The sequence below is a fragment of the Thermomicrobiales bacterium genome (assembly GCA_041390825.1).
In the GTDB taxonomy this organism is placed as follows: domain Bacteria; phylum Chloroflexota; class Chloroflexia; order Thermomicrobiales; family UBA6265; genus JAMLHN01.
Window position 1 is genome coordinate 64672 of record JAWKPF010000008.1, and the last position, 12928, is coordinate 77599.

At 61.5% G+C, this 12928-nt stretch carries 16 protein-coding genes; 6 read left to right on the plus strand and 10 right to left on the minus strand.

Translation table 11 applies throughout. The annotated features are described in order from the left end of the window. The first annotated feature begins 57 nt into the window (after positions 1-57). The gene (locus tag R2855_04680; GenBank protein MEZ4530308.1) at positions 58-291 is read left to right on the plus strand and encodes a hypothetical protein; all 234 of its coding nucleotides are present in this window, start codon (positions 58-60) and stop codon (positions 289-291) included. 1113 nt (positions 292-1404) lie between these two features. Here R2855_04680 and R2855_04685 read toward each other — a convergent pair. The 5 genes from R2855_04685 to R2855_04705 all read right to left on the minus strand — a co-directional run bounded on the left by R2855_04685 (position 1405) and on the right by R2855_04705 (position 6370). Further along, complete coding sequence (locus tag R2855_04685; protein MEZ4530309.1) at positions 1405-2520, minus strand: hypothetical protein; 1116 nt, start codon at positions 2518-2520, stop codon at positions 1405-1407. A gap of 393 nt (positions 2521-2913) precedes the next feature. Beyond that, entirely contained in the window at positions 2914-3159 is a 246-nt protein-coding gene (locus R2855_04690; protein ID MEZ4530310.1) for a hypothetical protein, read from the minus strand. Beyond that, a complete protein-coding gene (locus tag R2855_04695) occupies positions 3156-3479 on the minus strand; it encodes a hypothetical protein (GenBank protein ID MEZ4530311.1) in 324 nt (107 codons plus the stop codon). Before R2855_04695 ends, R2855_04690 begins: the two co-directional genes overlap by 4 nt. A gap of 552 nt (positions 3480-4031) precedes the next feature. Then, positions 4032-4322, minus strand: a complete 291-nt coding sequence (locus tag R2855_04700; GenBank protein MEZ4530312.1) for a hypothetical protein — start codon at positions 4320-4322, stop codon at positions 4032-4034. A gap of 1877 nt (positions 4323-6199) precedes the next feature. Continuing rightward, entirely contained in the window at positions 6200-6370 is a 171-nt protein-coding gene (locus R2855_04705) for a hypothetical protein (GenBank protein MEZ4530313.1), read from the minus strand. 39 nt (positions 6371-6409) lie between these two features. Here R2855_04705 and R2855_04710 point away from each other — a divergent pair, with 39 nt between their 5' ends. Beyond that, complete coding sequence (locus tag R2855_04710; protein ID MEZ4530314.1) at positions 6410-6766, plus strand: WYL domain-containing protein; 357 nt, start codon at positions 6410-6412, stop codon at positions 6764-6766. A 63-nt stretch (positions 6767-6829) separates the two neighbouring features. On the opposite strand, the gene R2855_04715 is transcribed toward R2855_04710, so the two are convergent. Both R2855_04715 and R2855_04720 read right to left on the minus strand, forming a co-directional pair. Continuing rightward, entirely contained in the window at positions 6830-7330 is a 501-nt protein-coding gene (locus R2855_04715) for a 3-keto-5-aminohexanoate cleavage protein (protein MEZ4530315.1), read from the minus strand. Positions 7331-7527: 197 nt separating this feature from the next. Then, positions 7528-7812: a hypothetical protein gene (locus tag R2855_04720; protein MEZ4530316.1), complete on the minus strand. Its 285-nt coding sequence runs from the start codon at positions 7810-7812 to the stop codon at positions 7528-7530. Positions 7813-8684: 872 nt separating this feature from the next. Between R2855_04720 and R2855_04725 the strand changes: the two genes are divergently transcribed. The 3 genes from R2855_04725 to R2855_04735 all read left to right on the plus strand — a co-directional run bounded on the left by R2855_04725 (position 8685) and on the right by R2855_04735 (position 9664). Beyond that, entirely contained in the window at positions 8685-9014 is a 330-nt protein-coding gene (locus R2855_04725) for a hypothetical protein (GenBank protein ID MEZ4530317.1), read from the plus strand. 167 nt (positions 9015-9181) lie between these two features. Continuing rightward, entirely contained in the window at positions 9182-9499 is a 318-nt protein-coding gene (locus R2855_04730) for a hypothetical protein (protein ID MEZ4530318.1), read from the plus strand. A gap of 15 nt (positions 9500-9514) precedes the next feature. Further along, positions 9515-9664, plus strand: coding sequence for a hypothetical protein (locus R2855_04735; GenBank protein MEZ4530319.1), 150 nt, complete (start codon positions 9515-9517; stop codon positions 9662-9664). Positions 9665-10008: 344 nt separating this feature from the next. Here R2855_04735 and R2855_04740 read toward each other — a convergent pair whose 3' ends face one another. Together R2855_04740 and R2855_04745 are read right to left on the minus strand one after the other, a co-directional pair. Further along, on the minus strand, positions 10009-10254 hold the full coding sequence (locus R2855_04740; protein ID MEZ4530320.1) for a hypothetical protein: 246 nt from the start codon (positions 10252-10254) through the stop codon (positions 10009-10011). A gap of 936 nt (positions 10255-11190) precedes the next feature. Then, on the minus strand, positions 11191-11394 hold the full coding sequence (locus R2855_04745; GenBank protein ID MEZ4530321.1) for a 2TM domain-containing protein: 204 nt from the start codon (positions 11392-11394) through the stop codon (positions 11191-11193). Positions 11395-11418: 24 nt separating this feature from the next. Here R2855_04745 and R2855_04750 point away from each other — a divergent pair, with 24 nt between their 5' ends. Next, the gene (locus R2855_04750; GenBank protein ID MEZ4530322.1) at positions 11419-12051 is read left to right on the plus strand and encodes a hypothetical protein; all 633 of its coding nucleotides are present in this window, start codon (positions 11419-11421) and stop codon (positions 12049-12051) included. A 265-nt stretch (positions 12052-12316) separates the two neighbouring features. Here R2855_04750 and R2855_04755 read toward each other — a convergent pair whose 3' ends face one another. Continuing rightward, a complete protein-coding gene (locus R2855_04755) occupies positions 12317-12658 on the minus strand; it encodes a hypothetical protein (GenBank protein ID MEZ4530323.1) in 342 nt (113 codons plus the stop codon). Between the last annotated feature and the right edge of the window lie 270 nt (positions 12659-12928).

Sequence of the window (12928 nt, forward strand, 5' to 3'; positions counted from 1 at the left end):
CCAACGCAACCGGTGCGGCTCGTTCTGCGGACGGTGACGGTGCCCGCTGGAAGCGAAATGAGCGGCGAAATCGGCGGATTCCCGATTCCCTCCGTCGAGCAGGAGGCAATGGGAGCGCGTCGGTGGGCAAAAATCTTGTCCGGCGCGCTGGTCGTCGCACGCGAGAACGACGGGCAGGGCGACCCTGTCACGGCAGAATGGGCCGCAAGCACGGTGGCGCAAGATACGATCCGTTCCAGTGACGGATCAGTTGTCACGATCTCGAACGAATCGATCGACCAGTCGAGCTGATGGTGCTCGATATCGTCGTCGGTGATCGGAGGCGCAGGGCGGCGTCACGGCTCCGCCTGCGGCGCCTTCGGAAACGGATGCATAGACGGACGCACGTCCACCGGGCTACATCAACATCGCGAGGAAGCGCGCCTGGATGCCCAGGCGCGCTTCCTCCACGAGTTCGACGCACGACAGGCTGGAGATGCCGTTGCTCGAGTCGGACTTCACGGCACGTCCCACGCTGTGCGCACTCGGTCCAGCGGCATCAGTGCGTCAATTGGAGACTCCCGCCTGAAACCGGTAGATGGTGCGGTCTTGTTCGTCCGAGATATAGACGGTTCCATCGGGGCGATGGAAACTGCAGATGGCGCGAGGAATTCCGCGGTTGTGGTTGGCCCGGCAATGAGACCGATCACCTCACCTTCCGGGTGAAGACTTGTACCCGAGTACCGCCGTAGCCGAGCGTGTTGTACTCGGCGACGTAGAATTGCCTTCGGCATCAGGCGCGATCCCTCGTGGTTCGGCGAGGTACCCCGGTTCGAGCCCGTTCCCGCCGATGACTGCTCGTGGCATTCCGTCTGCTGTCAGATGATGAATGCGCGAGCGAGTGAACTCGACGACGTAGACACTACCGTCGGGCGCGACCTCGACATCGGTTGGCTGGTTGAAGACGCCTCCCGGGCCATCGGCTCCCCAGCGTTCGAATGAACTCCGTTCATGTCGTACACGTTGACCGCTCCACCAGCGTTGCTGGCGACAAAGAAGCGATTGTTTGCTTCGTCGAGCGCGATTCCGGTGGGGGCAAGGAGCATGCTGCGTTCGTTTGGATCGGCCCCAATTTCGGCCAGGGAAGTTCAGTTCGCTATCGAAGATTTGCACCCGGTTGTCAGGCGTATCTGTTACGAAGAGCCGGCCATCTGAGGCAAAACGCGAGATCGTACTGAACCGAAGTACGGGATATCAGGGTGGCTGGAACCGAACTCGCCCGGCCTTTCGCCTGCCTGCCCAAGCGAATCGAGATGCTCTCCCGCGCTGTCGAGGATATCGTGATTTGATTGCGCGAGCCGTTGATAACGTAGACGCCCATCTGACCCAATCAGCGATGTGTTGAGGAAACCTGCGCCGGAGATCTCACCATCGGTCTGGGCGGTGAGAAACGCCTCGGCATCCGGGATCGACCGGTGCCGCAGGGAGTGACCAGTCCGCTGACGGATCGGACGTGGCACTCAGGGGACGAACCGGAACTCCGTCGCTCCATTCGCCCATGTTCAGAAGCTCGTCGGAGTTGCCGAGGGCGTATTCGCAGTTCTTGCCTTCGAACGCGCAGTCGAATAGTCCGCTGGAGACCTTCCACACGCCCCAGGTGGCAAGGGCATCCGGCTGCGAGATCGTCTGGTAGTAGCCGGACAGGAGGTCGATATCCACTGATGAATCCCGTGGGGTGTAGTGCGTGGCCAGGAGGGCGGGCCAACCGTGATCGTCGGAACGGATCTCGATGTAGTTGCGATCCTGTTCGGGTAGGGATTTCAGCGGTTCGAACAACCGCTGTGGCCACTCGACTCCCGGCACGTCGTCGATGTCGAACGCCATGACGACTGCCTTGAGCCCGACTGGCAAGCTGGCGATGTCCGGCACGTCCCAGCAGAAACGACCTTCGCAGGGACCCATGGCGAAGAATGCCTTCGGCACCGGCCAACCGTTCGCCTCGGCAGTAGCGGCATACTCCAGCGCGGCGGGGCTGCCATAGGAGTAGGCCGTCACCGCGAGCTTGTCGAGATCGACGCGAGAATGGCCAGCGTTGTCAAGTTCCTCCAGCGCGTCCTGGAAGCGTTCCACGCTGCTCTTGAGAAGAACGCCATCGCCATAGTCGGCGTAGACCGGGGCGATGATTACATACCCCTGTCGTGCGAGGTGCGTGAACCAGTTGGTCAGCTCGTCCGGGGTGGTGTATCCACCATCTCCGCAGCAACCGTTGAGGTGGAGGATGACTGGCAACGGTTCGGACGCGGCCGGGGTCGCTCCACCCGAATCGTCAGTCGGCTCGACGATCCAGAATCCGGCCGCATTGGCGCCGTAGTGCTGGATTCGGGCACCGGGGAAACGGTAGCTTGCTGCGCTGCCGGGTCCAGTCTCGGGCGGTCCCGGCGGAGTGATGGCTCCAGCGGTCGACTGTGCCAGCATGGTCGACGGCATCAGGACAGAAACGAGAACCAGCACGGCAACAGTCACGCGCGCTAGGCAGGTCATCGAGTGCTCCTTTCGTTTCTTCGCGGCAAGGGATGGGGAGCTGGGCAGCGCACCAGCCCTCATCCGCCCTCGATGCGAACCACATCGATGTGAGTCGCTGATTGTATGATGGGTGACCGGGTGAGGAGTACATCCGTATTTCTTACTGATTCGAAGGCGCAGGCGGGGCACGTCGGCCTCAATGCGGCGGGAGGACGAACGTGAGCTATGGAGATGTGTTGGTGGCAATCAGGCGCAGTTCCCGGGCGCGACGCACCGCGTCCCGGACGAGACGAGACGTCGAGTTTGCGGAGGATATGACCGACGTGGAGTGCGCACGGTGCGCGGACTGATGAAGAGCGCGTCGCTATTTTCGATCAGTGGCGCCCATGGCTATCAGCCTAGATCGCCCCGTCATGTTGGGTCAGTTGCTCGCGCAAAGATCGCGGCCTGGATCGATGCGATGAGCGATTCGATGTCCGCCACACTCGCGCGGGCGCTCGCCGCAGTTGCCGATCCGAAGGCGTGCCGCGACATCGACGCTTCGAGACGGGCGCGCGTCTCCTCGGCGATGGGACGAATGCCGAGGGCAAGCTGCGCTCCGGCGCGTCCGAGGCGCTCGTCCATGACGCCGATCAGAGTAGCGGCTTCGGTGGTCAATCGGTGCTGCAGAGCAAGATGGCTGAGATACGCGGATCTCGCAATTGCCCAGCGTTCATCGATTTCCAGGAAGGCAGATGCTGCTCGGGCGAAAAAGTCGAATGCCTTGCGCTCGTCGCCTGAATCGAGCCAAAGCTGCCCCAGACGGAGCAGACAGAACCCAGAGAGCCGCTCCTGTGCCCAATCTCCTCGAAAATGTCCAGCGCCTCCAGCACATAGCGCTCCCGAAGGTCGCGCTCACCTGGCAACGCGCGAAGCCGCTGGATCATGAGCGCCATGGCCGCATCGGAAGGGAGCCGGAGTTCGCGCCAAATGGACAAGGCCAGCTCGATCCGCTCGATGGAGCGTTCGTGTTTGCCAGCGTCGGCGTCGATGAGCGCCAGCATATGCAACGAGAGCGCGCGCAGTTCGATTTCTCCGATGCGTTCGGCAATCGGAAGCGATTGCTTCCAGGAGCTTCAGCTTCGGCGGTCTACTCCGACACCCTTTCGGGGCGGCTGCGATGCGTTCGAGGACGAACGCGTCGAGAGCGCAGCCTCCTGGCGTTCGAAGGGGAAGCATCGGTTGCTCGGTATCGAGCCTGCATCGGTGCACCCAGGTTCGCTTCCTTGCGCTCGATGCAGTCCGGCGATGCATGCCAGGACCATTGCCGCAGATGTCACCATGACGAAATCGAGCGTACAATCTGGTAGTCGTCCATTGCGGCGATGAACAGTTGACCGTGGCGGTTCATGGAGACTGTGGGTACTCCGCTTGCCCACTATGCTCATTGATAGAGGCTTCGCATGAACGATCGCGTTTCAGCCGAAGCGGTTCGGATCGAGCCTTTGGCGGTTCGAGGCGTACCACGCTACATGCGCGCGGTGCGGTCTTCACGCTCGTGGGGCGGGATCCAGGACATCGCGGCGATGCACGACGCGCTGCGGCCAGGGCGCCCGATTGCTCACGCTCACAGGTGCAGCCGGCACTGGGAAGATCGGCATCTCGCCGTCGAACTGGCGACAACAACTTAGCGCCGGTTGCTGGCGACGAGTATCGCCGCATCGTTCTGCGCTGAAGGCGCCGTTGCCCGTGATGCCGCGCTCGTGCCGAATCTGCTCGGCATCTCGGTCGGTGCGCAGGGCTTCGGACGGTGTGTAGGCGAAAGCCTGCCCATCGAACACCGAGTTCCCTTCGGAACTGCACGGCGCTGCCATTGGTGCAGGATGCGTTCGATCATGCTGCAGGCGACGGTGGCGCGCATCGATGCGCTGCACATTCGCTTGAGGTCACGATAGTCCATGCGACTGATCGTGGTGATCAGCCGCGGATTCATGACGCTGCTTGCACCTCGCGATGGAGAGATGGTTCCGCTATGCTCCGCGGCGAGGCTCTATGGCGATCGGCAATCCGTCGAGCTGGCGGCAGATGCTGCTGCACAGCGCGTGCCAGCGACTGCTATCGTGGATCGAGCGACCGGAACAGAGCTGACGTGGTCGTGATCGATGGAAGAGCCGGAAACCCACTCCTGGAAGCTCTGGAATTGTCCCGACGTGGGCGAAGGCTCGACGGCGAGACAGAGCGACGGGGAAGAGCTCGCCTCAGATAGACTGCAAGTCCAGCGGGATGCGGCTCGGTTGCCAGACCCTGTCAACACGCTTGCAGGCGAGCAGCAGCCGGGCAATGTCGAGTGCCGCTTCCTCCTCATGCGCGACGGTTGTTCAGCAGCAACAAGACTGTGCTGCTCGTGAAGCGGCTCCAATGATTCTCATCAGCAAGGGCGCAGTGTCTGAGCGGTGAAGACTCGCTGACCTGCGTGCCGAGCGTCGAGGGACGACGAGTTCCGGATCGCATCTCAGGAGCGAGGGACACGATGACAAGAGCGTGGACGAAAATGGTCTGTCAGCCCGGTGGACAGCTTCGCGGTCGAGCCGGCGTCATTCGAGATTGCGACTGCGGTCCGGGAACCGTGGGATCAGGCGCTCGGCTGGGTCGAGTCCGCAGCGAGCTGAGCTCGGCAAGGTCGCGGTCACGACCATAGAGCATTCCAATCATCTTCTTGACTCGCCGCCGTACAAGGTCCGGCGAAGCTACTTTCCGGAAATTCGGGTACGTGTGGACGCGGCCCTCGGTTGTCCTGGTGTCGAGGCGGGAATATCGTCCGCTCCCGCGCTACGACTTGGCGATTCGGGTCCCTTGTATCGTGCGCTGGCCGAATCTGGACGTCCAGCCATCCGTACCGTGCCTTCCCGGCGGCCGAGAGCGCGTTGGCGCTTCCGTATTGGTTGGATTCGGCGCGGTCCGCCCAGGTTCGAGAGGAAATGCGCGGACCGGGTACGGTGGTGGTGACCGTCAGCACTGGAGTTGACGTCGCCTCCGTACTCGCAGATTGATAGCGAGCGGTGAATAGAGCTCGCTGCGGGTTGCAGAGGCCTGGGCGATCCAGCCGAGCTGTCGACCTCGCAGCCGAACGATGCCGACCGCGCAGATGATGGCGCGCGAGCGCTTGGTCGGCGCGCGGTTCCAGGAATGCAAGTACCCTGGAGATCAGGCTGGCGTGGTGCATTCCGAATTGCGATCACTCGGAATGCATGGCGGCGCTTGCCGCCACGGGTGATCCGGCGGCATCGGGCTAAACGGGCTGGGGACCTATTTCGGGTCTATCTCGGGGAGCCAAATCTCCGGACCGCTGCTCACGATCGGGAGATGCTTCTATCCTGGGCGCCACAGCTTCGGGCGATCAATTCCTGTCGTCTTTTGTAGGAATGCTGGAACAAATGTACGGCCCTATCGATGCGCACGTGGCGACCGTGCTGGAAGCTCTTGCGGAGTACCACGCCACCATGTGCCCTGCAAGCAGTTGGCGGATTTCATCTGGAGGTGAGCGACCGCACCGCTCCTGCGTTGGATCATGCGCGCGTACAGGATCTGGGGGTTCCGGTCGAATTGACCCGCGGTCCCGGAGGGTATTACCGGCTGAAACCGGGGTTTCGCATACCGCCGCTGATGTTCGATGCTCTATGAGGCGAAGGCGGTTTCCATTGGTCTCGTTGCGCTCGAGTCAACCGGCATGGGCACGAGCGCGGCCAGCGGCGGAGAGCGCCAAGTCGAAATTGAGCGGGTGCTGCCGCTGCATCTGCGCGAGCGTGTGAATGCCGTGCGCAACGACGATGATCGCTGGAGCGGCCACGCCGAAGTTGGTCGACGCGCGATGCTTCGATGCTTTCCACACTGGCGATGTCCGTCTATTCAGCACCTTTTTTGGTCTCGCATGGGCTACCGGATGAACTGGAGTCGCTGGCCTGCGCCACGAGAACGCACCATCGAACGATACGGGCTAATGCTTCACAACGGCCGCCGATTTTTGGGAGTCTATCGACCAGCTTTCGGGCGCGGACGGCGGCTCGTCCGGGTCGACCGCATTGCCAGCATCGAGTCTGTGGGGGAAACCTTCGTGCCTCCGGACGCCATTCGACATGAAAGAGTTCGACTATCGCTGGCTGGCGGAAGCGGACGAGGCGGACTATCCAATCGTGAGCTCGAAGCGCTCTGCCTCGCGGCAGAAGACATGACAGATCTGGAAATTGCCGATGCGCTCTTCATCTCGAAGCGCACGGCGTCGCCATGAACCTGCCTTCACTGGCATCGCAGTATCTCGAGATTCGACGCCCGACGGAGCTCCATGAGGCGCTCAGGCGCATCGCCGATCGTGCGGCATCGGGTCGCGAACCGCCGGTTCGCTGCCCACCCAACGTCTAGAACGCGACGTTGTGCACGCCCTCGTGTGCAGCATCTCGCGAGCCTCGTCCGGGGTCGCGTCGAGCGAGAGCTCGTTGAGAATGCGCACGATCTTGGCGACCTGATCGGCATTGCTCGGCCAGCTCTCCTTTGCCGAGATATTGTCTTCCAATCCCACCCGGACATTGCTGCCCATGATGGCGCCCATCGTGACCAGATTGAACTGCGGACGGCCGCCCAGCACCGACCAGACGGGTCGTCGCCAAAGAGGCGGTCGGCGGTGCGCTTCATGTGCATGAGGTCTTCCGGGTCGGTGCCGATACCGCCCAGATGCCGAAGATCGTTTGCACGAAGAAGGGCGGCTTCGATGAGCCCGCGGTCGACGGAAGCGGGCCAGGTTATACAGATGTCCCACATCGTAGCACTCGACCCGAAGGGAGCGTGCTCTCGCCAAGTTCCTTCAGAATGCGTTCGATGTCGGCCCAGGTATTGCGAAGATAGTCGCGCGAGGCTCTAGATCGGCCGCTTTCCCATTCGTTCTCAGATGCTTCCTTGATGCAGCTGCCATCTGCACCAAGGTTCATCGGATCCCATGTTCAGCGAGCACATTTCGGGAGAGCTGTTTGGCGGCTGCGGTGCGCTCCTCCAGCGTCATGCCCTGACCCTGCCGCCGGTGGTGATGTTGATGATGGCGTTGCAGTGTTCCTTGATCTCGGGGACGAATGCCAGGTACTGATCCGGTTCCGGGGTCGGTTTGCCGGTCCTGGTTCCGGGCGCGGTAGATGGACGATCGCCGCGCCCGCTCCGCGGGCGCCGATCGCCGATTCGGCGATCTGCCGGGCGTGACCGAAGATGCGGCGACTGCGACGGCACATGCACCGCCCCCGTCACGGCGCACAGGTAACGATGACCTTGCGAGCGCCACTTCTTCGCCAATTTGCTTCTCCTTCATCCATTCCCTGCGCCGATCGAACTCTCGTCGCGCAAACGGTACGGTGCGCGCCGATTGGCAAGCTGGCTCGCAATGGACCACGACATCCGGGAAGACACGGCGCTGGGCACTCGGAGGTTCTGGCCAGGCTCTTCGGCAACTGAGCCGACTTACCATCCGTAACCAACTCGTGCGATAATGACGGAGTATTCGATGGTGAACTCAGGTGCTGGTGCTGCCCAGGAGCGCGACGTGGTTACAGCTCCAAGACGGACGTACCAGCCGACGCCGGGTATTACCAGTCCAGTGTTTGGCGGACCTGCGGGAAGCGATCCTGCCGTGGAAAAGCTGACGGCAATACCCCGCTGTTCGGGTTGAGCCGGTTTGCGCAACGTATCGACTTGCCGGCCAGTGACGAACTTTGCCCAAGGCGGAGTGGGCCAAATCTCGGTGTATTCGGCCAAGGACCGGCCAAAGGCTACATCAGTGAGAGGGACTCGCTCGTATCGCCTGCAACGAGCATTGCTCGACGCAACTTTCGCAATACCGGCACGCCACGCCATGCCTGCCAGGTGGCGTTCGTTCCGGTCGTAGAGTTGGTAGTTCCTGAGACCGCTTCCAGCGAACGGCGCAATCCCGGCGGCGTATGGCGCGACCATCTGCGGGCGCGATCCGTACATGAAGACCGAATGGAGCCATTTTGCTGGCACGGGAACTGCTGCCGCGCATCCCGAGCGCTATTTCTACGACCAATACAGGCAACCCGCGTGCCCATTTCGAATCGACCGGTCCTGAGATTTGGAACAGACCGATGGATGGATCACGCACTTCGTGACCGGGTACGACTGCACCATGATGGGCAATTGGGCGTTTTCGCGTGAGCAAGAGATCCGGCGATCACGCCAGCGCATCGCTGAATCAACCACGCAAACGAGGATTGAACACTCAAGCGACCGCCATCGTGCCGTCGATCTACGACGAGGGTGTGCCCGACGTGCAGATCGGCGTCGATACCGACGACGCGTACGCGTTCGCCCGGGAGCTTGCCCGGGTGGAGGGTATCTTCGCCGGGATCTCGACCGGCGCCGCGTTGGCCGGATCGGTGCGCATCGCCCGTGAATGCGCGGAACGGGATGAACCGGCCGTCATCGTTTTCGTAGCTCCGGACGGTGGCGGGAAGTACCTGTCGACCGAGCTGTGGAGTTGAGTGTGAGTCCAGGGTCCAGAGTCCAGGGAAGCTCGCGCTGGACTCTGAACCCTGGACTCTGGACCAGCAAGAACAAGAGAGGAACACCAAATCTATGTCCACCACGACCAACGTGCTCGTGCTGATTCCGGCCCCGCTGCGCCGGTACACCGGCGGTGAAGCCGAAGGTGACCGCCAGCGGTGCGACCATCGCCGACCTGATCGACAATCTGGATATCGCCTATCCCGGCATACGCGACCGTATCGTCGAGAACGACGGTGAGATCGCCGTTTCTGCGAATGCCGTGAATGGCAAACAACGTGCGCAAAAGCTGGACGGCGCTCAAACGGCGATCAAGCGATTACACGAGGTCGTGACGTCAGCCATGGCGGTAGTCGCGGTAGTGCCGGTCGTTCGGCTGCCGGCCGCGACGCGACCTACGCGCACGGCCGAGGAGTATCCGCGCGAATGTGGCTGGAATGATCGCAGGCGTCGGACGAGTTGATCGATCTCTCACCGCATGGTGAACAACCTCGGAGATCGACAAGGCCTACGCCGACGACCCTTGATCGAGAACATCGAAGTTGGCGAGATGATGGACGCACGCGGCCAACTGCCGCTCGTCATCTATCACTCACACCTCGACCGAGGCGTGGGCTTCTTCCACTGACGAACGTGTTGCCCGCGATGGCTTTGGGTGGCCGATTTACATCGTCGCCTGATCAAAACCGACGCTTATCCGTATATGCGAAGGCGTTTCGTATTCCGTTCGATGACGCCGGTCGAAGAGGTCGATCGAGATCGTGTAGCGTTCGACGATAAGCAAAGATTTCGAACGGTAGGATCACCAACAATGCCCGGACCAAGTTCCGCCCGGGCGCTGTTGAAGCCAGCAGATCCGTGTTTGCTGGCCGGCGAGGGCAGGGACAGCAGTCAGACCGGTGTATTCGATGTCAGCGAGATTCATGGGGCTGCTATTCCCGCACATCGGGCAGCTGGGATCGCGGTCGAGGTTCATTCACGGAACTCTTCTTCCAGCGCGTGGCTACGAGCAGCTGAAGCCGAGAGGTCACCGATCCCGAGCGCAATCTTGAGCACCTCGGTCGATCGAATGAGACCGATGATCTTGGAATGCCAGGGCACGCTCTCGGCGCAGCCCGCAAGATCGGGTGGTGCGATCGTGAAGATGCACCTGTAGTAGGGACCGTTTGGCGGATCGAAGACGGTCATCGCCTCTTCGAAGCGGAAGACATGGTACATCTGGCTTGCTGAGCAAGATGCAGTAACGTTGATGAGGCAGCGGGTGGAGAAGCTGTCGCGGTGTCCAGGATGACGTCGTAATCGCCGAAGATGTCGAGGATGCTTTGTCGAGGCGTTCCGGTAGGTACCACCTTCATCGATTGAGCGCCTGATTTGCCATCCGGCGGATTCGACCTGGCATCCTGATCCGCTCCTGGTGCTGGCGTGTGATCTGGCGTGTTAAGCGTGTCATCGACGATGTCATCGTCGATGATGCCAAGGTGCCGGATCTGCGCGCCAGATAGAGCGCCGAGGGAGAGCCGAGACCGCCCGCTCCGATCATGAGCACCTTGGTCTTCAGCAGTTTCTGCTGGCCAGCCTCGCCGACTTCGGCAGCAGGAAGTGCCGGCTATAGCGGCGCCGTTGGTCCTGGGAAAAGGTCGCCGGTTTGGACCACGGGAGGGCGGCGGCTTCCATGCGCTGAAACTGCCGTCCATGCTGGCGACGTCGGTGTATCCGAGGCGTCTTCTCCAGCGCGCGGCTCCGAAAACGGAACGGGCGCCCCCGCGCAGTAGACGACCACCGGCGCCCGACTTATCGGTGGCGATCTGCTCGATGCGGATTCGAGGAATCCTCGCGGAATGCGGGTGCACCGCGCCGTCGATGATCTCGCTCGACCTCGTCCGCCTCGCGGATATCGACCAGGATCGCGCCTTCTTCGCGCCGAGCCTCCAGCTTCCGGCAAGTCGATGTTCTGATTCATTGTTTCGTCCTCAGGAGCAGATCCTGATAGGTAGCCATGTAGCGCTGTTCCATCAAAAGTATTCGGACCATGGACCGCAATTGCTCATTTCTACTAAAGATAATTGAATTATACGTGGGGAGTGAGTTCGGTTCCGTTCGACGAGCGGTGGTCTGTTTCTGGAAAAGTGCGCAACGCGTGGTATGTAAGACTGATCAGCCAGCTGCTTTCGAGCGGTTCGTTCGGAAGACGATCCAGGCGTGCGTCGCGAGGCCGACGCCCCAGTCCAGCAGCACCCATTTGACCCAAAGGTTTCCGGGTGTTTTCTTCAGGTTCACGAAAAGCAGAACGATATTGATGACGGTGAGCACTCCGGCAATGGGCGGCGCAGATAAGCCCGTTTGCGCTCGCTTCTGCACGTCGCTCTTCCTAAAAAGTGGCTGGTGTCCTCCTGGTACTGGCCGATTACAAGGGTAAACGGGGCGAAACCAGGACTCCAGCCCGGGCACGCGGCGGAAAATGAGAATGCGGTGCGGAAATTCCCGCACCGCGTCTTCGTCGAGTATCGCTTCCGTCAAACGCGGAGGCCATTCGCCGAGGAGGGCGTCCCTAAGCTCGATGCCGGCGTCGATGAGGTTCTGGCGTGGACGATTTCGTCGGCCAGTATTTCGCTGCCATTGTCACGAATGGTCGCGCATCAGGGTGCGCGCCCAGGTTTGTTCGAAGGCGACGATTTACCGCGGTGCTCCTGGACGGGAATCTCATCGGCCATTTCGTCGAAGAGCTCTTCGCTGTCGACCAGCTCGATTCCGTCTTCCAGGCTGACTTCAGCGCCGACTTCCATGCCTTTCCTCGCCCGCCGCCCCGAGGCTGATCAGTCCGCCGACCACCGCGCCCAGCAGCGGTCGTCCTGGAAGGAGCTCGCTATCGATATCGATCAGCTCGAACTCGTCCTCGGCAACGCGATTCACGATGGCAACATCGTGATGGTGACTGCCGTCATCTTCCAGCTTCAGGAACTCGTCGGCGATCTTTCCTTCCCAGCTCGGGGTATGCAGGAGGTATTTCGGCTATGAACTGAATTGGGCTGATCAGCACGGGAGGAGCCCATGTGTTGCAGTCCTTTGCGAGCGTCACTACGTGCAACGGAGATCAAACCCCGGAGCATAGCTGCCGCGGCGTGGAGAGTCGTGCTCCGGAAAGGGGTATTTCGCCGTCTGGGACCTACGAGGAGATTGCGCGGCGGAGCGCCTGATCGAGATCGGAGATCGATCCTCCACGTCTTCGATGCCGACCGAGACGACGAGGCTGGCCCGAATGCCGATTTCGGCCTGCTGGTCCTCATCGAGCGCGCGATGGTGACATTGGTGAGACCGCGAGACCGTAGACATCGCCCAGCGACGTGCCTGGCAGAAAGACCTCGAGCGCATCGAGAAAACGGAAGACCTCGTCCTGGCCGGCATTCGCGATTTCGAACGAGACTATGCCACCACGTCGCTCATCGAGGAAGATGGCCAGGTTTCGGACGAGCAGGAATAGCCGGGATGCAGGTGACGCAATCGACGGCGGATGCTGGGCCAGCCAGGCGGCAATGAGATTTGCGCTCCTTTCCGTTGCCGCATGCGCAAGGGCAAGGTCTTCAACCCCGTAACGTGAGCCAGGCCTCGAATTGTCCCATGACACTGCCGGCCAGGCGGCTGGCTGATCGTGCTGAGAGGTTCGATCCGCCTCATGTCTGCGCAGATCACCTCGAGCGACATCGCCGCCTGCCCAGGCTTCGTGGTCGAGTGCATGACAAGATCGACGCCGAACGCCGCGGGATTGACGAGGGCTGGGGACGCGAAGGTGTTGTCGCAATGACCGCCGCGCCGGCTGCATGGGCCATTTCGGTGATGGTAAGATCGGCTACGTTCAAGAGCGGGTTGAGATCGTCTCGAGCAGAACCGCGCGTGG

What these genes read in the sequence shown, in the direction of transcription:
- R2855_04680 (MEZ4530308.1), top strand. Translation starts at nt 58, where the DNA reads ATGAGCGGCGAAATCGGCGGATTCCCGATTCCCTCCGTCGAGCAGGAG.
- R2855_04685 (MEZ4530309.1), bottom strand. Translation starts at nt 2,520, where the DNA reads ATGACCTGCCTAGCGCGCGTGACTGTTGCCGTGCTGGTTCTCGTTTCT.
- R2855_04710 (MEZ4530314.1), top strand. Translation starts at nt 6,410, where the DNA reads ATGGGCTACCGGATGAACTGGAGTCGCTGGCCTGCGCCACGAGAACGC.
- R2855_04735 (MEZ4530319.1), top strand. Translation starts at nt 9,515, where the DNA reads ATGGTGAACAACCTCGGAGATCGACAAGGCCTACGCCGACGACCCTTG.
- R2855_04740 (MEZ4530320.1), bottom strand. Translation starts at nt 10,254, where the DNA reads ATGTACCATGTCTTCCGCTTCGAAGAGGCGATGACCGTCTTCGATCCG.